This is a genomic window from Aquimarina rubra (genome assembly GCF_042684305.1).
Taxonomy (GTDB): domain Bacteria; phylum Bacteroidota; class Bacteroidia; order Flavobacteriales; family Flavobacteriaceae; genus Aquimarina; species Aquimarina rubra.
Map to the genome: position 1 here is coordinate 492,351 of NZ_JBHULE010000019.1, position 20,141 is coordinate 512,491.

A 20,141-nucleotide genomic window follows, 5' to 3' on the forward strand; every position below is an offset into this window, starting at 1 on the left:
TAAGATTACCGTTGTTGAATGCTAGCCATAAAATCTTCGTGTGCTTTTTTAAAAGATGTTATTTCCTGTTGAGTTGCCCAATAGATATGTGTAGTAAAATGCACGGGGGTTTCTTCTCTAACCATATTCTCCACGAAATTTTGAAATACCGGATCTTGATATCTTCCGACCTCTTCGGGGAAAACAAAACTTAGTTGCAATGAATACCGATCTTTTACCTCATTTTTATGATATCGGGCAGTAGTGAAATTTTGATCAAAAGGCACTTCGATTTCAAAACCCTGATCCGTGATATTTGTAACCCGATGAGTGCCATCATACCCCTGTGCTCCCCCAATGGTAATCAAATCTCCAATTTTTAAAGTATGTGATACATTACAAAAGGTATGTCCCGCGTTTGGCGATGTTTCCAATGAAACTATGGGATTTGAAAAAAGATGGTGTCTTAGGTTGGGTTGAATTCGCTGCCAATTCGCTGTACCATTCGTTCCTGCCACTTCAAAAGGGATGTCAATTTCAAAACTTGTTGCGCTTACTTTTTGTACTGTGTACGTTCCGTTATACGTTTCGTTCTGTGTAATTCGGATCTGTTCTCCCTCGGTCAAATTATGTGTGTCAACAATGCAAATGGTAGTTGTTGATACGTCAGAAGCTTCAAAAGCAACGATCTCACCAATCTCATAGTAATTCTCGAAGGTTGTTGCATCGTTAGCATACGGACGCAATAACAAATGTTCTACCATATAGAATTGTTCGTCTTTTTCTACACCCAGCTTTAGCGCGATCCTTTTTTCCAAACCAGAAAAGTTATCATCTTTGGTATATGGTTTGCGATAATCAAATCCTTTGCTTCGATCAGCACTTACAACAGGATAAGCTTGTAAAAACCTTACTTTATCCTCGATCAGTTTTTGTCGATCTACCACAGCTTCATTTCCTTCTTTTTGATCTCCCAGTGTGTAGGTTTTAAAAGTTTCTCCAAAACGTGCCAGTAAATGATTCAGGAACTTATTTTTTCGTTGTATCCCTTGCGCTACTTGTTCTTCAGTAGCATTCAGATAATTTTGATAGCCTTCTTTGCTAACCAAAACTTCTTCCAGGCCTGGTACAACTCCTGCTAAAGATTGTGTTACATAGGTAGTGTCCATGCTACTATCAAGCCCCAACAGTTTATGAACATCGCCAAGTTGTGCAAAATGATTCGCTAACAACTGATCAAAAAGTGTGAGATAAGCAATAAGTTGCCTGGACTGCGCTTTTCTTTGCACCGTAGCAGAATTAGGTAACCCCGAAGTCCCTATTCCATAATTGATAGGAAATAAGTTTTGCAAGCTATAATAAGAGCCAATCTTCCTATCCTTTCCTACCGATAGCAAGATGTCTTTTTCTGTCAGACTTAGCTCCTTTTTGGTTACAGACGCTAAGAGTTTCTGATGGTACAAATGGGTTACCTGATTGGTGTTCAAAGCGACTTTTAGCCCTTGTATTGTGAACTGAAGACTTTGTAAAGTGTCCTGTACATTAAGCGTCGGTGTCTTTGTCGGATCAAGATAATACACCCAGTTTTTTCCATCGTTAATTCCTGATTGCACCAATAACTCCTGAACGGTAACAACACCCCTTACGTCCATCATTTCTTTAATCAAATCCGAAGCATGAATTTCTAGTTTCCTGTCGTGTCTTTCTAGTTCTTCGTTATTAATAAAACCGTGTTCCAGAACAGGTCCGTCGAAAATTTCATCAATTCGCTTTCCGTGATTTAGTAGTTCTTGTAAAGTGTAAAAACGAATTGCAGGCGAAAGATTGGTTTGTATCTGATATAAAATATCTGCCACTACTGCGTGAATATCATCTGTTTGATCAGAAATTTCTATAGTACCAGTTAGCTGAATTCTTTGTTTGTCAAATACCCGAATTTCTTCAAAATCTTCACACAGTTGTCTATTTGCAGACAAACGCTCTTTGATTGTCTGTTTCAAGTCACGTTCTGCAGTTACCAAATCATCCTTTTCGACAATCACCTGGTACAGTCCTTTTGGAGCCACCTGACCTTCACTTTCCGCAATAATTTTTTCTATCCAGGCATTTTTAACCCCTTTGATGTCAATTACTACCTTTCGCAGATCCGACCAGGTTACGGGGTTATTGGTAAGAATGGTAGCAGGACTGTATAACTCATTATAAGCGGCAACATTATTTCCTAGTATATCTTTAATATCATAATCCAGGCGATAGGCCAAATCTGTAATGGCGTAGCACAATTGCTCCATAATTGTAATTCCCGGATCATGTGTGTTATGATCGGTCCAACTATCTCCTGCTAGTCTTTGGATGGTTTTGATCCCCTCGCTTCTCAAAAAATCATAGCTCAATGCAGAATCTTTGGGCACTTCTTTAGGTATGGTAACTGGTATTGACATCTCTACTCTTATTTGTTTAATTTTTTGTGATCTTATTTAGTTTTTTGGGCGTTACCCTTCCAAAAAAGGGTCGGGCTATTCGTTTCAAGTCCTCACCCGATAGTTATCGGGTTCTGGGCTTTCTACTGCTATCCCTGTCTGTAAACAGGCAGGCCTGTCTCATCTAAATCTTATCTTACGGATTACACTTTCATGATATAAGCAAGCACGAAATAAGGTGGTCTGTTTTCGTGGGGTTGATTGCCTCCGGTTTCATTGGTCGCAAAAGAATGGGTATGTACTCCCCCAAATGCTGTGATTCTGTTAAAAGCCTTGTAATAATCATTAGAACTCCCGGTACCACCTCCATCTCCTCTTTTGGCTGCACCTACAAAAGTGTGACGATGATTCCCTGATTCATTGGTTGTTCCCGAATGCTTGTGTGCTGGTAGCTGTGCTTTAGTTAAAGCTACCTTTTCGTCCCCGCCTTTATTTCCAATCGTATTATAATCCGCTTTGTCTTTATCTAATCCTACTACAAACCTTCCTCTCAAATCCGGAGCACCATTGGTGCCATCACATAATGCCCAACCCGAAGGAATTTCGTTACCGGACCACATAGAAATCAATCCTTTTGGCAAACGCGTATCTACATAGGTTTTTACCGCACGCTGAGAAGCAATCGTACGATCACTCGCTTCTCCGCCCTCCTGTAGTGTTGGATTAGAAGACAAATTGTTCATTAAAACATTACCGGTAATATTCATTTGATCAGCTACAATTTCTACTGCTCTGTTCGTTCCAGCTGGATTCGAGGATTTTCCGTAAATTCTAAAGGTGTCTTCTTCAGAGGCGATTTTAGCGGATTTAATGTTTGCTGCATCTTTTGCATCTTCAAAAGTAATTTTGTTTACTTCTATATGTACGGATTCATCTGCTTTACCATTACGTACCGATATCAAACCGTTTCCTTCCTGCTGGCGTACTTCAAAAATTTTGGATCTTTGTTGTGTGGTATCGATTACCGAAACCAACGAAGTATCATTATCTCCCTTAATCGTCAATTTAGAATCGGGTTCTAGAGTTCCAAACCCGACATTCCCTTTGTTGGATTGAATAAACATTCTGCTGTTACCTGCCGCATCCTTAATGTTCAATCCCGGGGTAGCTGTTTCCGGATTGTCGGGATTCACCCTGGGATGCATATTTACAGACCAATTAGGGTTATCTTGCTTAAAATCTGTATAAAATTGTAATACCTCTTGTGTACCTGCATTTTCGCCTTCGGCCATAATAGCCAAAGGATTACCGGGCACTTTTGCAATCCCATCCTCCATTTGGTTGATATTGGCATCGATTAATTCAGCAAATTGTTTTTCTGTAGGTATATCCCCTTCGTTGAAAAATTCTTTTAATTCTGTTCTGTTTCTTTTATTGATATCCATTTTTCTTCTTTTTATTTGGTTCTGCCATTGTATGGCAATCTATCTTTGTTTAGGTAACTGTCTTCTAAATCAGCAATAGCGAATTAAACTTCACCAGACAGATTAAAAATCTTTTGCTACTTCAAAATCTGTTTCTACGATCATATAATTGATTCCTTTTTCGGCATCTTCATCATAATTATTCTCATCGGCGATATCGATAATATGATTAGCGGCAGATACCATAATCATATTGGGTTGATCAGGGATCACCGCATTCTTTTTGTGTGACAAAGAGGTAACATCGGTGAAATTTTCACCATCAATACTTTGAAAAAGCTTAAGATTCGCCACAAAATCAACATAAGGTCTTTCTGCAATGAAATTGACTAACACACCTGCATCCAGTGCACCTCCCAGGTGAATATCCTGTGTGTCATCAAATGCCCACGGAGATAAAAATCTTTTGATCTCTTCGATTACTTTTTCTCTATAAAAAATAACATCCAAACCAGTATTGAATTTGATGGTACAGCGAGTAAGCACCTGTAGATAAACTGGGTTACCAACTGATATCTCAGCCGTATTGGGAGCTCGATCTTGAAGGAATTTCTGTATTTTATCCAGAGTATTTGAAGCCACTTTAGGGCCAAAAGGATGAAAAGGCACACTCCGTCTAATATCCGGAACTACGGTAACAGTCACTTTTCCTAATTCATGAACTGCCGGTAAACATTTTACCTTATACACTTCTGGAAACGCATCCAATACCAAGTGTTCATAATCCCACATAGTTAGGGCACGGTTTTTATGTCGAAGTCGCTGACTGATTCGTTGATTAAAGCTTAAAATATCTTCCCTTGGTTTCCCTTGTGAAGAGGTAAAAGGTTGGGATACTGATTTTATTTGAGGGATAAACTCCTGTGTTTCTGTAATACTTTCTTCTCTTAAAGGAGTCGCGAAATGTGAGGCTGCCACTTGTTCGCTGGCAAGCCTAACTTGTATTGCTTGTGTCTTAATAGCAATAGTATCGGCAATACCTTCGATATCATTTGCCACATCTATTTTAAACCAGTGCAACTGATTCGAAAGAAGCGTTCCTCCCGTGGTAGCATCCTCCGGAACTCTTATGCGAACGATGCCACTGTTTAACAAACCGTTTGTGGTATCAGAGATAATCGTGGTAGGATCTACCGGAACCCATTGGTTATCCTTTAGATAACTCCATAATACTTCAGGTTTATTGATATCTGCGTTCGAAGTTCCTTCTGCCAATTGAAACAGTATGGTTATGATTTGTGGCGGACGGCAATTCGAAATTCCCAGCAGTAAAGAACCATTATCCTTGTATTCTGGTAAAAAGCTTATGGGTTGGTCTACTTGCTGCTCGTGATAACCAAAAGGATGAATATGAAATACTTTTTGATTATCGCTATAAGACCCATCTTCTAATATCATATCGGTTTCAGCTCGATAGCTTATTTTTAGGCTTTTAAGCTTAGGCTGATAAGGTTTAGGCAATTGCAATTGTTTAATCTCATCAATGGTTGTGATGGCTTGTTTTATTATGAGATCACTGTAAAGACCGTGCTGAAAATCAACTCCATTTAACTCCAGTTTAAAATACCGTTGCCAGTCGGTTACCTCACGCTGGTCGATATCCTCAAGAACCATATTTTGATATTCGTAACCCGGTCTGGTTTGTTGCAATAAAGCCGGAATGTTATTTATTTGTATTTGAGTTTCTTCAGGAAATAAAGGCACTGCCTCTTTTACAGGTAATTCATTAAAATTGTGGTATAGGTAAACATCCGTTGTAAAATCCAGATTACTTTTGATTTTTATGTCATTCTCTTCCGGAGTAAGGGTGTTTTGAGCTACCTTCCAATAATTTTCATAATGCAAAGCAAAATCATTAGGTTGATTGAGCCATTCTGGATGGATACTAAGGTTGGTAATCGCTTTTTGAGCAATTTCTTCATTCGTAAAATATAATCCATCGCTAATCTCTGGTTCAGTTTTAAAAGGCTCAAAAGGTTTTTTAGGATTTAAGGTAGATTGATCATTTTGGATTATAATATTTTGTAATCCTGTAACTTCTACAGTGAGTCCTATCTTTTGGATCACAAGATCCACTAAGCAATCAAAGACCGACACTGTACCTTGCTCATTGAACTGTTTCACAACTTCCGGATTTACTACCATCACCAATGAAGGAGTACCAGCCTCAATAAATTGCGAGTCATCTTCCGTTTCGATTCCTGTAACCATTTGCTCTTCTGGTAAGAGTTCAATGTTGGTTTTAATCGCATTTACAAAAACCTGTGAAGATTCGTACAACGTCACTGATGCCGAGGCTTCCTCCAGAGTACCAATCTTTCGCAGTGCCATAGATTTATCCACAATCTCGGATAGAATTTGATAAATCGTACCATCAACATCCACAACGATCTTTTCTTTCCGAAGGATTTCAAAAAGATCTCCGGTCTCATCATTGATCGTTAAAACATCTTCTTCAATACTTACGGATGACAACGATATTCCTGAGGGTGACTTTAGGAAATCCCCTAATTCTACTGTTACATTTTTCGGGGCAAACCAATGATCTTCACTACTCAAATAGACTCGCATCACTCCCTTATCAAATAACTTTTTGAGTTTTGTAAAGCCTTCCTGATCAATGTCCAATTGCTGAAATAGGGTAATGGTTCTTTGTCCCTCTTTAAGCAATAGTAAAGGTGATGTTATGGCAAGACCAAGATTAGCAGACTCTAAAGTATCAATAGTACCATTGCCTGCGTTCCCAAAAGTTTTAAACCTTTTGCTTTCAGCTTTATCATTGTATTGGCTAAAAGAATTTTTGGTTGCATCTTTTGCAGCGTATATATCAAGTATTTTTTCCTGTGTAGGAGGGTTAATTATAATTCGACGTACTTGTCTTTCGGAATTTTCTAAAAGTGTGTATACTTCTTGCCAGGCATTATCTGTAATATCTTTTGACAAAGTATCTACCATAAAAGCAAAATCCGGCACTTTCAGTTTTAGTATTTCCTGAATAAATTCTGACGCCTCTCTTTGTGTGGAAAGATCCTCATTTTTTAAATCTTGAAAAACACGTTCAAATGTAGCTTCTGATCCTCTATAATTCGGTAAAGAATCCGTTGGAAGGGGATCTCCATATACTTCTCTCAGTAATAATTGAAATCCTTGTTGTTTGTGTAAATCTTCTAAATGCCGTCTTCTGATAAATCTTTTTTTGCGACGAAATGCTTCCTCTAATAATGCATACACAGGCTCCCATTCTGTAGCTACACCACTTCGTTCTTTTTCTTGTTTCTGAAAAATGAGCTGGAACTCTTCAATACTTAAAAACAATTCTTCGGTAACATAGCGCTTTGCTACTTCATTTTGATCCAGCGATTCAAAAATCTGAGAGATTGTATCAAACTCCTCCGGAAAATCGGGTAATGCATCGCCTGGATTTGGAGTTCCAAGAGCCATTTGCATCATAGCAACGACTCCTTTATCAGGAGTTTCTATATTAAGTAGATGACTTTTTTTAATCGTAAAGGTTTGTTTATCTACAAATACATTTTTTATTTGTTCAATCTGCGCCCGATTAATGATCGTATCTTCTGTGGTAGTATAATGCAGCTCATTTCCTTCTTCGTCTTCTCCTGCCAGAAAAACAGTTCCTTTTTTCAATTCTAACTGTGTATTTTCTTCTGCCAAATCAATTAGAATAGTCACCATATCCTGTACGGCTTCTTTGGGTGATAATCCCAGTCGATCGCGATAGTAAAAATCAAGATGCTTCTGTGTCAACCCATTGATCTGATCTTTGATGTGATGCAACAGTTCTAAAAAAGTTAAAAAAAGCACTGTATGTGGTGCACTAGCTTTTTCTCGCGCATTTTGATCTTTCAGAAAATGATCAGGATTCTCTACATAAGCTACTAATTGACTTGCCCACTTTTTGCGTAAAGAAGCTCTTTCAATTTCTGACTCTTTATAGTAAGTGCTTGGATCTTCGATCAAAAAAGATTCCCAGGTAGTCGTTGCCTGGTTGTTTTTATCAACAAAAATCAATTCTTTGGCCAAAAGCTGTGCTTCCTGAATTAGTTCTTCTATACTCCGATTTTCAATCTGTACATAGGATGCATCCAATCGATCGGCAGTATCATTCTGCTTGCTGGCGCCGTCTCTAAAAAGAAACTGATGTTTATGTATTGTATTTCTCATGTCTCTTTACAACTCAATTTGTTATGTTGCTTTTACTTTATCCTTATTCGGTATTATTCTTCCGGTTCCTTCGTAAAAAGGTTTTGTATCCAATACGGTAGGTCCACTTGGAGGGATTAGTTTTGCTGGTGTTCCCGGATCAAACACAAATTTTGCTTTAAAACTTCCATTCCCTTTACGGATAATCGGGATCCCTCCACTTGTAGTTTTACTGGTTAAATGGTCTTTAGTAAGTGGTTGTATGGATAGTGTTCCTGTTCCTGCCTGAGGCAAATTAGGAGTAATATAACTACACCCGGATACTTCTACTTGTAACTCATCACCTTTTACAGCTATCTTTTTACCTTGTACTGTAGATTTTCCAGATGCTTTAATCTTACCAGGCTTTACAGTAACTATAGCATTTCCGAAAGCGGGATCAAATACTACAGTGTCCCCATCTAATATGATTGTATTGGCCGCCATATGATTTTATGTTTAGTGATTAATTAAATGCTTCATTGATATAGAATGGAAAAACAAGATTAAATCTGTTATTTGTCATACGTATCGTATAGCTTACCTGGATTCGTATCATACCCTTTTCAGGATCTGTATTATCTAAGGTTACTGTATCAACACTAATTCTGGGTTCGTGCGTAAGAATAGCATCGGTAATGGTATTTTGAATATCCGTGATCAGTTTTTGATTGATACTTTCGAATACATAATCCTTTAGCGCACAACCATAATCTGATTGCATGACTCTTTCGTTCAATGAAGTGGTTAAAAGAATATGTAAACTTTGTTCTATATCTTTTTCTCCGGAAACCATAGCTACCCGATCACCTCCTTGGTAAAATTGAGGCGGAAAAGACCAGCCACTTCCCAAAAATTTATTATCATCTATCATTACTTTCAATGCTTTTTATTTTTTATTAAATGATATCTACTTCACTCCCTTTAATCTCAACCGTACCACTGGCATTGATTTTTAAATCGCCTTCCGTTTTAATCTGAAGATCTTTTGCACTAATGATATCAATTCCTTTTTTGCTTAACTCCACCTGATTACCGTGTTGATCAGAAAATGCAATACGTTGTTGTTTTTCATCAATGGTGATTTGGTTTTTATCAGATGTTGCAATCGTAATACACTGATTTTCTTCGTCTAAAAACAATTGATAATTGGATTGCGTAAAAATGCCTTTGGATTTCGGATGCACGTCCAACGGGAGATTTGGTTTATTAACCGGACTATATACAGATCCCATAACAATTGCGTGTCTGGGATCATCATTTAAAAAACCAACAATCACTTCATCGCCTACTTGTGGTATAAAAAAAGTACCTCTGTTTTTTCCTGCGTCCAAAGTAGACAGACGTGCCCAAATTGTTTTTTCGGCTCCAAAAGCCGGAATACTAACTTTGATACGATGTAAATTATCCGGATCTTTTTCTGTAGGTTGAACAATACCTATTTGCAGTCCATTGACTCCCGGTAATAATCCTGCTGCCGGTGTATCCATTACTTTTGTAGAACCTGTGAACCAACAAGCGTCCATTCCTATTTGAATATGGGTATCCCAACCATCTGCAGTTACTTCCTGACGAATCGCCGACACTATGTTTGCTCCCGAAAATGTTTCGCTAAAATCCTTTATTTGTATGGTATCTCCTACTTTTATGTTACCTCGCCCAGGGACAGTAATACATCCTTTTATCAGAGAAAGTCTGGATTTAACAATCTGTGCATCAGACCACACTTCAAGTTCTTTGGATGTAGTGGGTACTACATTCATTAAAGTAGTATTTTGCTTACCTACAGACGTAGCAATTTTTTTAATATCCCGTTTTTTTCCTGAGAGTTTGGCATCTCTTCTATTTGTAGAACCTGTTACCTTTTTTTGGTTAATATCCCAGGCTATAGCCTCTACCGAGTGCTGCTGCTGATCCGCATTAATTTGTAACTCAAAATCGTAAATATCATTTAGTCCAAGCTCCAGGTCTTTTTTAGGTGTCTCCAACTTTGGTTGAAAAATAGAAACTTCTCCATCTAATACCCGCACCAGTTGTGCATTGGCTTCAGCCCTTGCTACCATAAAATCCCAATCCGTTACATAATACTGTACCATCTGAGCATGTGTAACCGATGTCGTATCTATAGTTCCTGCTTTTAAACCATTTTGTTGCAATAACCCTTTAAAAATCTTATGATCAGCAGTGTTAGTAAATATTTTATTTTTTCTATCACTGTGCATCTTTATAGCGACATCGCTAAGCTCAATCTTCAGAGTTGGTTCTGCCCCCAGCAATTCGAAAGTTTTGTTGATCACTATTCCGCTAAAAACTTTAGCTTGTTCTTTCGTATTTTCTTCATACTTTAATGATATTTCTATTTCATTGCCCAGTTCAAAGAATTTATCATTCAAAATCTGAAACTTCTTATTAGCAATGTCTCCATCTATAAAGGTTAGCTCTGCAGTAGGAATCTTATTAAATTCATGAGTGATATCAATAGAAAGCAACTCATATGTGCCACTCATCTCCTTAGTTCCTCTTTTTATAATTGCTGTTACTACTGACATATTACTACTTTTCTATAGGTGGAAAATAAATTCGTTGTCCCGGAGTAAGATTTCTAAAATCATTAAGATTATTGACTTTGGCCACCCAAGGATAATACTCGGCTGATCCGTAAATCGCCTGGCACATCAATGGTAATTGATCGTGAGTTCCAACAACTCTGTAGTGCGTAAGATCTGGTGAGCTTTTATTTTCTTTTTTAAGCCTTTTAACGGTCTCCAGATCGCCAAAAAACTCGGTATCTAACTCAGCTCGCAAAGGAATCCCGCTTCCTGAAAACTGTATATAGTTAATATTTACAGATTGTAACCTACAACTAAACAGTAAATCACCCCAACTCAATTTTAAATAAGGAGGTTCGTGGATACTCCCATTCATCTCTGTTGTCAGTTCTAAAAACTTCTGAACTTTTTTTGATACATCATTTCGGCTAAAAATATTACGTATTCCAAAATGAGTGTCCACTTTATTACCGTCCAAGATAAGTTTAAAGCTCAATTTCTCCGGTTTAGAAAACCCGTATTTGGATTGACTACCAGTGGTGTTTATTCCTTGCTTTCTACTATACCTGTTATGGTATGATAACGAATAAGATTCCGGATTAAACATCGCTTCAAAAATCGAATCCTTCTTTTTTAGCGTGATCGGTTTTTTCCGTTCTGCATCACTAAAACTTTGTATAGTTAACTTTTCTAATATGGTAAAAGAATCAAAAGCCATAATTATCTACGATTTTTCTTTTTTAATATCTTTAATACTTGCGATACACATTCTTGTACCACACGGTCATTATGGGTATGATGTTCTGAAGATGTATTTTGATGCTGTTCGACCACCGCCCTAATCACAAGTTCTTTTATCTCTACTGGCATAGTGCTTATAATCTTATAGATTGAAATCTGGTATACGCTAATTCCATACGATCTATGAGAACGGTATTGGATTCTCCATCCAGGTCAGAAACGGACCATTTTACAGGATAGGCCTTAAAAAAGTGCCACGCCCCCAAGGGTGCTGAAGTTCCTTCAAAATCGTGAAACAGCGTTACGATCACATTGGAAGGAGCAAACTTAAAAGCAGAAAAAGCAATATTAAATTCTTGTGTTAACGGAGACGGAACAAAGCTTGTACTATACCCTCTTTCGAGAACCAAATTATTGTAATTTACTTTACCCGGTAAGCGGTGCGCAAATAGATTTTGTCCTCCTTCATTTACGGTATCCGTTTGAATTTCTGCACTTAACCCACTTACTTTTTGAAATCGAAAATCGATTGGATTAGGAAATACTCCACCTGCAAAGAAAAAAACGCCGAATCGATGTGATAATGCCGGATTTGGATCTATAATACTTTTAAAATTTTCTAAGGCTTCCATAGTTCTATTGATCGTGATGTGTTAATTTGATATCGTGTGCAATTAAATCCAGGCTTTCGATGGCGACATCATTGGTGCTTGCATTAAAAGAAGGTGCATTCAATTTTATAGGTAATGCCCGATATACTTCCCAAGTTACAATGGGAGTACCGTTCTCATCACAAAGTGAAATATTGATGTTCCTTTTATCTTCCTTGCGCAACCAATCGTATAAATGTTTTCTATTCTTGGCAACTCCCCGTTTTAAACTTACATTGATAGGTTTACGTTGTGCACGGATCAGGTGATCCCCCATCACCCAACTAAAGCCGTGTCGATATAAAACGTGTTCATAGTCCATCTCGAGACCTGAGATTTCTGAAAAAGACATTCCTTCTGCAGTATCATCAATGATTACCTGATAGTTATAAACGGGTAGTGGATACTCCTGTAAAATTGTATTCTTACTTGTTGCCATGAATTAAAGTTTTTAAAAAAGCATATTTGCCGGCTCGAAAAGCCTTGGATTACATATTGGATCTAAATATTATGCTTCTTCCATAGTTACTCGAAACGCCATAAGTTCCATCGATTCCAGCGCGACTTCACTTGTGCTCGCATCAAAAGAAGGAGCTGTTAGCTTGGTAGGAAAAGCATCAATCACTTTCCAACTTACTACCGTACTTCCTGTTTCATCTAATAAATGAACTATGATATCTTTCTTATCGATTTGATTAAGCTCTATATCATTGATCCAATTGTAGAAAACCGGAATACTTTTTCCTTTCACAAAACCTTTTTCCAGTGTGATGTTTACTGGTTGGATTTGACCCGGCATGTACATAATATTTGGTCCTACTTTGCCTCCTGCAGCAAAACTTTCCTTATATGTTATGGTTTCAAAAGAAAGGTCAAGACCGGTTACTTTAGAAAAGCTAAAGGATGCCCCGTCAATATCAACTCTATAATTATAGGTTACCAACGGGTAATCTGTTTTTATTTGTTCTTTAGTTAAAGCCATTTTACTTTTGTATTAATTTATTAATTGAATAATCTTTAGTAATGGTGTTGGATAGGTGATTATCCAACACCATTACTTTTTTAAAATTGGTGCTGAATTATACTTCTTGTAGTTTATGCGAGAATTTTAGGATTATAAATTCTGCTGGTCTTGCTGCGGCGATTCCTATTTCTACAATCATTCTACCTTCAAGGATATCTTGCTGTGTCATAGTTTTTCCTAATCCTACATTTACAAAATAAGCCTGTTCTTCTGTAGATCCTACTAGTCCTCCTTGTTGCCAGATACCATACAAGAAACTTTCGATCATGGCTTTTACCTTTAACCAAGTGGTAGCATCATTGGATTCGAATACAGCAAAATGAGAAGCTTTTTTAGTTGATTCTTCGATCATATTAAATAATCTACGAACCGAAACGTATCTCCATTCATTATCATTTCCTGCTAAAGTTCTTGCACCCCAAACCATTGTTCCTTTACCTACAAAACTTCTAATAGCATTGATAGACTTACCAGCTGTAGTATCAACATTGAGACGTTCCTGATCTGCGGAGCTTATTTTTTGAATCGGTCCGATTACCGAATTGATACTCACGTTTGCAGGTGCTTTCCATACACCTCTTTCACGATCTGTAGTTGCATAAACCCCTGCAACAGCTGCACTAGGTGGTAAAATGATCGTTTCTTTGGCCAACTCAGTTTTTACTTTACTATATAAAGCAGTACCTTCTCGACTCTCCAAAGTAAAAGATCCTTCTCCGATTTGTTTTGCTAATTCGTTTCCTCCGGTACCAGAAGTTTGGGTCACCGAGCTATTGGCTTCAAGGATTTCAATATCAAAATCAGCTTTTCCGTCAAATGCATTCCAAGCTGTCAGTAAATCGGAAGCTGATATTCCTTCTGTAGGAACATTAGAAATAGTTAATAATTTGCTTGTAGAAACAGAAAATTCCACAGTATCTCCACTACCTCCATTGATTCTAAATTTTGGGGTGTCTGAAACACCACCCGTATAAGTAATTCTGATACCATCGTGAACTACCTCAAACAATGCAGAATCCGATGTAGAAAACGCATTACTTATTTGTACGTCTTCATCATCGTAGATAAAATTGAGCGTAGTATGCAGATAAGGCATATAGGCAGCTCCGTACTTTAGATTGTTGGTTCCGATACTATTTCTAAATCCATTTGCACCTTCATCATTTCTTTTGATATCCATAATGCAAAACCTATCTTTTAGATTTGCACATTGCGCCAAAGCCTGCTGACAAATATCGTGATAGTCATTCTCAGATAGCTTAGCTGCCTCGCTCAACATAATCAATGTTGGCTCGTCTTCTTTACTTAAAATCTGTAATCCTTTCTCAAAAGCATCCTTAGTGTAATTATCTTCAAAAGAACCCACTGAAATAAGGTAACAATCACCACCCCCATTTTTAAAATAAAGATCTAAAGCATAGTATAACGTATTTTTTGGTGGTGTGGCAGTTACTTTTTGTATTTGCTCATCATCATCAATCAGAACCTCAAAAGCGGTCTTTTGAGCTCCTCCAAAGATTTCTTTAAATTCTAAGAAAGTAGAAATTCGTACAGCCATATCAGACACGCTTTTACCATCTTTTACTGCTTTTTCGGTAAAACCGATAAAAGCAGGTACGGCTGTAGATACACCAGCAATAGATTGTGGTAAAACGGGTACTTCTTCTGTGTACACATCAGGTGTTAAAAAACTTGACATATTATTTAATTTTAAAATGTTTATACTTGGCACTCTCAAAAACCGATGTGAGTCTTTTTGAAATGCCTTTTTTTATTTAATTCGAATTATTTGAATACCGTTCTTTTCCTTTTGAGGATTGGGTAAATGGTTGATCAATACATCTCCATTTTGCAATAACTTTATATTTTTAATCGGTTTTCTGCTATAGGGAACTAAGTCTTTAGACTCAAAAACCTTTACTTGCGTATTTGGGAAGTTTAATTGAATAGAATTTATGATCTGATCTGTCGTGTTTTCATCAACAACAATTTCATTGAAACTAACTTGATCATTTCTAGACTCTAAGCTTAACCCTGAATCTTCAGTATCAGAAACAAAATAATACTTCCATTTTATGGATTTTGCGCCAAATATGGCTCTAAACGTAATGGATTGATCCAAAGAAGCTAGGTCGATTTCAGCAGCGGTGATAACGATTCTTGCTAAAGCGGGATAACCACAAAGAAAACCTTCTTGTGCTACTTGACTTGCTATTAATTCTGAATTATTTTGTTGTTGTCCCTCATTAGTAAAAAAAATCATATTGCCTTTTTCCACCTCAGAAAAATCTGTGATTTCCTGTGTATATTCAGAAGTAGGATATACGTAAAACGTGAAGTTATCCTCTTCGCCCAAATCTCTAAAACTATTATTTTCCCGAGTAAAAGGAGCTAAAACTTTTATTCCATTTACTGTCTTTTTAAGAACATATCCCAACTTTATGAAACGCTTTCCGGTTTCAATATCTGCAGCAAGGACCAAATCTGCAGATATTCCTGAAAAATATGGATGTATGACTTCTATCTCAAAAAATTCTTGATATTCCATGTTATACTTCGTTTGAATTCAATATTTAACTTACTTTTCGCTATCTCTTCTAGTATTCCTTTCCCACTTGTTGATAAATGGTGAGTATCAGTTATTTTTCATTTATTTCCAGCTTCATATCAGATATTTGTTGTCCAACAAACTCCATACTCTGATCATCAATAAATGATAACAGACGAACTCTATACAGTACTGAGGGTAAATAAGAGGTATTCAATGAATGCCATACTTGATTCTGTTCTTCTAATGGAATTGAAATTAGTTCTACCACTAATTTCTCTATATTCTCATCAGACAATTGTGGCGAATTAAGTGGGTTGAAAATCCTATTGACCTGGAAAAACCTGATCACGTGGGATAAAAACTTAAGTGCCTGATCATATTTACTGAATTTGGATACGAAAAGAATCAAAAGCTCTATTCGAATTTCCGGATTGGTCTGCGTACGAATTCCGTTTCGTATGACACCTGAATATTGATCTGGATTTCTAAATTTCCTATCCTCTGAAATATTGATTAGAAATGGAGTTATTTTATCATTCGTAAAAGAGACCGGATCATTACTAGTCGTGCTAATAAATTCTATAATATTCGACTCTGTAGTTCCTACTACATTTTTGAAATATTCATTGAGTTTATCTTTTAAAACACTTAATACAACATCGACCATAATACACACTTTAGATTCTTCAACTTTTGTGGTATCAAAGGTAATTTAGGATGCTACTGATGATGTAGAACAAGTCCGCCAAATCTGTGGATATTTCCGACATTAAATAGGGGAAAAATACTTTAACTGTAACATTTCCGACATTGATTAGTAAAGCTTTTGAACACTTGGCTACTCATTTATAGAAGAACAGGAATAAAATCAAGTACCGCGAGGTATCACAGTTCGAGTCTCCCCAACAGTACCGACAAGAAGCTTCTCAGAGATTGGAAGTTTTTTAGTGTGTATAATTCTTTCATAAAATACTTCAAACGGATGAAGGCTAAATTAACAATCCACCTACCCTTTTGAGGTAGTACAATCTTCTTCTCAATTGTCGATTTTTAACATCCTAAAAACTTTTAACATGAAAAGGAAAACAATTGGATATATTTTTATCGTTATCGCTCTATTAATGCTTTTGGGTTTGTTAACTCAAATTGGTGAAATCACTAATGCTTTTTCTCAACTACTTAATAGCACAGCGCTCTCAACAAATGAAAAAGGACAACTTACCGGGCATTTATTATATTATTTGCTACATCTGGCACTCACAATATATTTATTTACCAAGGGAAGACAAAGACTACAATGACTAATGGTTAATGCACACACCAAAATTTACATAACTAACTTTTAAAATGAGCCAAAAAGTTTATATCTGCTCTTTTTTAAAAATATAATAAAAATTACATAAATTTTATAATACAAAAGACTCAAGTTATGTACATCCTAAAATTTATTTACTTTTACTGTAATTACTACATTCTATGTTGTTTAACAAGAAAAAAAAACTTAAAAACCTAGTTGGAACGTCACTTTTATTGCTTTCGGTAAATATGTATTCCCAAAATATTTATGATCAACTAAAAGTATTATCGGATACTTTAAGAGTCCAAATACAAACACAAAAACTTGAAAACGCAAAAAAAACAGTTTTTAAAATAGATGCTGTATCTAGAAATTCTAAAGAAGATTCTATACTTGGATATGTCAATAAATTAAAGGGTAATTATTTTTATAGAATCAGTGATTATGAAAACGCCATGAAATATTGGTTAGAAGCAAGCAGGCAATACGAGAATAGTAATGATTCCTTAGAAACTTCAAAGATTTATAACAATATAAGCCTTATTTTAAACTCTTCAGGTGAATATAGAGAGTCCCTAGTATTAAAAAAGAAAGCACTAACATATTGTCCTGTTTCAGTAAATAAAACATGGAACTTATCCTTACTACAAAACATTGGCTCAACATATTTGTATTTAAAGAAACATGATAGCTCGATGTATTATTTAAAAAAATCGTATCAAATTGCCAGAGAATTAAACTCAAACAGACATTTAGGCCAATTTCATCATAATTCTTCCATAAATTATTTGAATATGGGAGACTATCATAAAACCATTGCTCACACAGACACAGTCCAAAAAGTCTATAAAGAATTTGTTTCCAGACCGGCATTAGAAAATTCTATTTTTTATTCTGCAAAAGCACTCTTTAAACTTAAAATGTATAATGAAGCATTACAAAAAGCTGAGGAATCACTTACCATGGTTTTAGAGAGTGGAATGTCTATAAATGCAGCAGAAAACTATGGGTTGTTAAGTTCTATTTATGAAAAACTTGATAGAGATAAACTAGCTTTAGATGCTTTAAAAAAATCTAATACATTTAGGGATAGTATTTATACAATTGATAAAAATAAGATCGTATTAGAACTCGAAAAAAAATACGAAACCGAAAAAAAAGAAAAAGAAAACTTACAACTTAAACAGGAAACTGCTCATAAAGACCTAACCATTGCCAAAAAAAACAATATCATATTAATAACCTCATTAATTTTTGGTCTTATAATTATACTATTAATACTATATCAATTAAAAAAGTTTAAATCAAAAAACCAAGCCTTACAAGAGTCTATCCAAATTAGAGAGAAGTTCGAAAAAGAGCTAGAAGTAGTAAGAGATAATATCGCCAAAGATTTTCACGATGACTTAGGTAATAAATTAGCACGGATTGCGACGCTGTCAGATTTAATGATCAGCACCAGTGATAATCGTGATAAAGAAAATATCATCAAAGCTTTAAAAAGTATTAAAATGGACTCTGACGTTCTCTATAAGGGCACCAGGGATTTTATGTTTTCTTTAAAAGCTAACAGTGATTATATAGAGGAACTATTTACTTATTTGTCTGATTTTGGCGAAGAGTTTTTTGAGTCTTTTAATATCGATTTTTTTGTCGAAAAACATATCGAGGAAAATATAAAACTACCTTATTATTGGACTCGTCAAATAATTATGATTTTTAAAGAAGCTATGACTAATGTAGTAAAACATTCAAAAGCTAGTATGGCTACATTAACTATAAAACAAGATGATGAAAATCTATTTTTGTCTCTATCAGACAACGGTTCAGGATTTAATCAAAAAGAAATTGAACGTAAAAACGGATTAGCTAATATAGAATCCAGGGCACATAAAATTAAAGCTAACATAGAAATCATAACAGGTAACCAAGGCACTACTATTAGCTTTCACGCCGAATTATCAAATTTATCATCTCATGGAAAAACAAGTGCCTAAAGTATATATCATTGAAGACAATGAACTCCTAAACGATGTTTTTCGTCAAGTCATTGATGCATCAAATTCATTTAAAGTAGCTGGCACTTTTTTAAACGCAGAAGACGCGTTGGAACTTTTTAAAGAAGATCTTCCAGATATTGTGCTCATGGATATAGAGCTTCCAAAAATGAACGGAATTCAATGCACCAAAGAAATCAAGAAAATTAGCCCTAAAACCCTAATTATTATGGTAACTGTTTTTGAAAACTCAGAAATGGTTTTTGACGCTTTATGTGCAGGAGCAACAGGATACTTGACCAAAAGCGCTACATCAGAAAAACTTTTATCCGCATTAGAAGAGGCAATTAATGGTGGAGCTCCAATGAGTATTAATATCGCAAAAATGGTTGTACAATCCTTTCAGAAAGCTCCCGAAACAATTTTGACTGGTCGAGAAACCGAAGTACTCACAAGATTAGCAAAAGGAAGTAGTTATAAATCCATTGCTTTAGTTCTGGATATTAGCCCTAATACGATAAAATATCATATCAAAAATATCTACGATAAGCTACAAGTGCATTGTAAAGAAGATGCCATTAACGAAGCATCCAAAAGAAATCTCATTTAACCACCCAACACAGGTAGTACACTCAATTAAATAAACAGGTAATTTGGCTCTACAACTTTTAATACAGAAAAAAATGGAACAAATTATTTTAGTGATCTATGCACTTTTAACTATGAATACTTCAACAACATCATCTAAGACATATGATGACGGACAACCACTGGTAGAAGTAGCCAGAGAATCTGACCAAGAAAAGGGCGATATTCGCAGGGAAATCCAACAACTTCCAAGAGGATATTAATATGAATAGGGGAAAGAAGAGGCTGCTTTATAAATAGCCTCTTCTTTATTATTTGTTGGTTCAAAATATCGCAAACCTATTTTGCGCTAGGTAAGAGATTACAATTATCATTCAGTATAAAAATCCTTCCAATAATAGCTTCAATATTAAATTACCAAATGAGTTTAAAAATGCTATTTATACACTATTTGACATGTTTGGATGTCAGTTGATTTTTGACGAAACAATCAAATTGAGTCTGAACCTGGATCTTTCTGATTTCACCAATGGGGTATACTTTTTAAACGTAGAAGACGGAATGATTAGAGCTACTGTGAGGCTTATCAAAAAATAAATCAAGAACAGTAAACCTATTACTCTAAGCCCTACCCATTTCAGGTAGTACAGCAGTTTCAAAG

The 20,141-nt window shown here is 35.9% G+C and carries 19 protein-coding genes; 5 read left to right on the forward strand and 14 right to left on the reverse strand.

Features of this window, described 5'->3' with window-relative positions; translation table 11 throughout:
- Positions 1-5: 5 nt before the first annotated feature.
- From ACFSR1_RS10825 to ACFSR1_RS10890, 14 genes are all read right to left on the reverse strand, one after another.
- A complete protein-coding gene (locus ACFSR1_RS10825) occupies positions 6-2,420 on the reverse strand; it encodes a hypothetical protein (protein ID WP_378292356.1) in 2,415 nt (804 codons plus the stop codon).
- 182 nt (positions 2,421-2,602) lie between these two features.
- Positions 2,603-3,844, reverse strand: coding sequence for a phage baseplate protein (locus tag ACFSR1_RS10830; protein ID WP_378292358.1), 1,242 nt, complete (start codon positions 3,842-3,844; stop codon positions 2,603-2,605).
- Between the two features lie 102 nt (positions 3,845-3,946).
- Complete coding sequence (locus ACFSR1_RS10835) at positions 3,947-8,065, reverse strand: baseplate J/gp47 family protein (protein WP_378292360.1); 4,119 nt, start codon at positions 8,063-8,065, stop codon at positions 3,947-3,949.
- A 21-nt stretch (positions 8,066-8,086) separates the two neighbouring features.
- Complete coding sequence (locus ACFSR1_RS10840; RefSeq protein WP_378292362.1) at positions 8,087-8,530, reverse strand: hypothetical protein; 444 nt, start codon at positions 8,528-8,530, stop codon at positions 8,087-8,089.
- 19 nt (positions 8,531-8,549) lie between these two features.
- Positions 8,550-8,957 carry a GPW/gp25 family protein gene (locus ACFSR1_RS10845; protein WP_378294495.1) on the reverse strand — a complete coding sequence of 136 codons (408 nt, stop codon included), beginning with the start codon at positions 8,955-8,957 and terminating at the stop codon, positions 8,550-8,552.
- 25 nt (positions 8,958-8,982) lie between these two features.
- The gene (vgrG, locus tag ACFSR1_RS10850; protein WP_378292364.1) at positions 8,983-10,632 is read right to left on the reverse strand and encodes a type VI secretion system tip protein VgrG; all 1,650 of its coding nucleotides are present in this window, start codon (positions 10,630-10,632) and stop codon (positions 8,983-8,985) included.
- Positions 10,633-10,636: 4 nt separating this feature from the next.
- The gene (locus ACFSR1_RS10855; protein ID WP_378292366.1) at positions 10,637-11,350 is read right to left on the reverse strand and encodes a CIS tube protein; all 714 of its coding nucleotides are present in this window, start codon (positions 11,348-11,350) and stop codon (positions 10,637-10,639) included.
- A 2-nt stretch (positions 11,351-11,352) separates the two neighbouring features.
- Entirely contained in the window at positions 11,353-11,502 is a 150-nt protein-coding gene (locus ACFSR1_RS10860) for a DUF5908 family protein (protein WP_378292367.1), read from the reverse strand.
- Between the two features lie 5 nt (positions 11,503-11,507).
- On the reverse strand, positions 11,508-12,005 hold the full coding sequence (locus ACFSR1_RS10865; RefSeq protein WP_378292369.1) for a phage tail protein: 498 nt from the start codon (positions 12,003-12,005) through the stop codon (positions 11,508-11,510).
- 4 nt (positions 12,006-12,009) lie between these two features.
- Complete coding sequence (locus tag ACFSR1_RS10870; protein ID WP_378292371.1) at positions 12,010-12,462, reverse strand: phage tail protein; 453 nt, start codon at positions 12,460-12,462, stop codon at positions 12,010-12,012.
- A 69-nt stretch (positions 12,463-12,531) separates the two neighbouring features.
- Positions 12,532-13,005, reverse strand: coding sequence for a phage tail protein (locus ACFSR1_RS10875; protein ID WP_378292373.1), 474 nt, complete (start codon positions 13,003-13,005; stop codon positions 12,532-12,534).
- Between the two features lie 97 nt (positions 13,006-13,102).
- Complete coding sequence (locus ACFSR1_RS10880) at positions 13,103-14,746, reverse strand: phage tail sheath family protein (RefSeq protein WP_378292375.1); 1,644 nt, start codon at positions 14,744-14,746, stop codon at positions 13,103-13,105.
- Positions 14,747-14,818: 72 nt separating this feature from the next.
- A complete protein-coding gene (locus tag ACFSR1_RS10885; protein WP_378292377.1) occupies positions 14,819-15,595 on the reverse strand; it encodes a hypothetical protein in 777 nt (258 codons plus the stop codon).
- Between the two features lie 91 nt (positions 15,596-15,686).
- The gene (locus ACFSR1_RS10890) at positions 15,687-16,265 is read right to left on the reverse strand and encodes a DUF4255 domain-containing protein (RefSeq protein WP_378292379.1); all 579 of its coding nucleotides are present in this window, start codon (positions 16,263-16,265) and stop codon (positions 15,687-15,689) included.
- A gap of 406 nt (positions 16,266-16,671) precedes the next feature.
- On the opposite strand from ACFSR1_RS10890, the gene ACFSR1_RS10895 reads away from it, so the two are divergent.
- The 5 genes from ACFSR1_RS10895 (at position 16,672) to ACFSR1_RS10915 (ending at position 20,077) form a co-directional block, all read left to right on the forward strand.
- Positions 16,672-16,899 (forward strand): hypothetical protein, encoded by a 228-nt coding sequence (locus tag ACFSR1_RS10895; protein ID WP_378292381.1) that lies wholly within the window; start codon positions 16,672-16,674, stop codon positions 16,897-16,899.
- 244 nt (positions 16,900-17,143) lie between these two features.
- Positions 17,144-18,892: a tetratricopeptide repeat-containing sensor histidine kinase gene (locus ACFSR1_RS10900; RefSeq protein WP_378292383.1), complete on the forward strand. Its 1,749-nt coding sequence runs from the start codon at positions 17,144-17,146 to the stop codon at positions 18,890-18,892.
- Positions 18,873-19,502, forward strand: coding sequence for a response regulator (locus ACFSR1_RS10905; protein ID WP_378292385.1), 630 nt, complete (start codon positions 18,873-18,875; stop codon positions 19,500-19,502). The genes ACFSR1_RS10900 and ACFSR1_RS10905 overlap by 20 nt, the downstream gene beginning before the upstream one ends.
- A 112-nt stretch (positions 19,503-19,614) precedes the next feature.
- Positions 19,615-19,743: a hypothetical protein gene (locus ACFSR1_RS10910; protein WP_378292387.1), complete on the forward strand. Its 129-nt coding sequence runs from the start codon at positions 19,615-19,617 to the stop codon at positions 19,741-19,743.
- A 109-nt stretch (positions 19,744-19,852) separates the two neighbouring features.
- Positions 19,853-20,077, forward strand: a complete 225-nt coding sequence (locus ACFSR1_RS10915; RefSeq protein ID WP_378294496.1) for a T9SS type A sorting domain-containing protein — start codon at positions 19,853-19,855, stop codon at positions 20,075-20,077.
- Positions 20,078-20,141: the final 64 nt, after the last annotated feature.

Bases quoted from the DNA above. Each gene is read 5' to 3' on its own strand.
- ACFSR1_RS10845 (WP_378294495.1), bottom strand. From the start codon at position 8,957: ATGATAGATGATAATAAATTTTTGGGAAGTGGCTGGTCTTTTCCGCCT.
- ACFSR1_RS10870 (WP_378292371.1), bottom strand. From the start codon at position 12,462: ATGGCAACAAGTAAGAATACAATTTTACAGGAGTATCCACTACCCGTT.
- ACFSR1_RS10855 (WP_378292366.1), bottom strand. From the start codon at position 11,350: ATGGCTTTTGATTCTTTTACCATATTAGAAAAGTTAACTATACAAAGT.
- ACFSR1_RS10830 (WP_378292358.1), bottom strand. From the start codon at position 3,844: ATGGATATCAATAAAAGAAACAGAACAGAATTAAAAGAATTTTTCAAC.
- vgrG (WP_378292364.1), bottom strand. From the start codon at position 10,632: ATGTCAGTAGTAACAGCAATTATAAAAAGAGGAACTAAGGAGATGAGT.
- ACFSR1_RS10910 (WP_378292387.1), top strand. From the start codon at position 19,615: ATGAATACTTCAACAACATCATCTAAGACATATGATGACGGACAACCA.
- ACFSR1_RS10885 (WP_378292377.1), bottom strand. From the start codon at position 15,595: ATGGAATATCAAGAATTTTTTGAGATAGAAGTCATACATCCATATTTT.
- ACFSR1_RS10825 (WP_378292356.1), bottom strand. From the start codon at position 2,420: ATGTCAATACCAGTTACCATACCTAAAGAAGTGCCCAAAGATTCTGCA.
- ACFSR1_RS10840 (WP_378292362.1), bottom strand. From the start codon at position 8,530: ATGGCGGCCAATACAATCATATTAGATGGGGACACTGTAGTATTTGAT.
- ACFSR1_RS10880 (WP_378292375.1), bottom strand. From the start codon at position 14,746: ATGTCAAGTTTTTTAACACCTGATGTGTACACAGAAGAAGTACCCGTT.
- ACFSR1_RS10900 (WP_378292383.1), top strand. From the start codon at position 17,144: ATGTATTCCCAAAATATTTATGATCAACTAAAAGTATTATCGGATACT.
- ACFSR1_RS10890 (WP_378292379.1), bottom strand. From the start codon at position 16,265: ATGGTCGATGTTGTATTAAGTGTTTTAAAAGATAAACTCAATGAATAT.
- ACFSR1_RS10865 (WP_378292369.1), bottom strand. From the start codon at position 12,005: ATGGAAGCCTTAGAAAATTTTAAAAGTATTATAGATCCAAATCCGGCA.
- ACFSR1_RS10860 (WP_378292367.1), bottom strand. From the start codon at position 11,502: ATGCCAGTAGAGATAAAAGAACTTGTGATTAGGGCGGTGGTCGAACAG.
- ACFSR1_RS10835 (WP_378292360.1), bottom strand. From the start codon at position 8,065: ATGAGAAATACAATACATAAACATCAGTTTCTTTTTAGAGACGGCGCC.
- ACFSR1_RS10895 (WP_378292381.1), top strand. From the start codon at position 16,672: ATGAAAAGGAAAACAATTGGATATATTTTTATCGTTATCGCTCTATTA.
- ACFSR1_RS10875 (WP_378292373.1), bottom strand. From the start codon at position 13,005: ATGGCTTTAACTAAAGAACAAATAAAAACAGATTACCCGTTGGTAACC.
- ACFSR1_RS10905 (WP_378292385.1), top strand. From the start codon at position 18,873: ATGGAAAAACAAGTGCCTAAAGTATATATCATTGAAGACAATGAACTC.